Source organism: Tenacibaculum aiptasiae (assembly GCF_008806755.1).
Lineage (GTDB): Bacteria > Bacteroidota > Bacteroidia > Flavobacteriales > Flavobacteriaceae > Polaribacter > Polaribacter aiptasiae.
Genome location: NZ_WAAU01000017.1, coordinates 1 through 401, shown reverse-complemented (window position 1 = coordinate 401; position 401 = coordinate 1). Strand labels below are relative to the sequence as shown.

Annotated in this window: 1 protein-coding gene; it reads right to left on the bottom strand. The window is 42.4% G+C overall.

The genetic code is table 11. From position 1 onward, the window contains the following. A partial coding sequence (locus F7018_RS18480; protein WP_246175160.1) for an Ig-like domain-containing protein occupies nucleotides 1-401 on the bottom strand: 401 nt, incomplete at both ends.

The following is a 401-nucleotide window of genomic DNA, read 5'->3' as shown; positions in this document are numbered from 1 at the left end:
CCATCGCCATCTGTATCCACTTGAACAGTTACAGTTATTGTCTCTGTTACACAAACCTGTGGCGTTACTGCTGTATTACACACTTGTAATTCTATAGTAACTGCCCCTCCTTCTTCACCTGCGGCTGGTGTATAAGTAACCTCTCCTGTTAATAGATCAATACTTACAGTTCCTCCAGCAGTTCCTCCTGTTTGGGTGATACTTGTATTTGCTCCTGGCCCAAAGTCATCATTCGCTAAAACATTAACCTTAGCACTTTGACCTTCTACAACTGTTAATACATCATCTGCTCCTGTTGGCACTAATGGATTTGGATCAGTTCCATCTGGATTTCCATCATTATCATCGTCTGGATCTGTTACATCTGGATCACCATCGCCATCTGTATCCACTTGAACAGT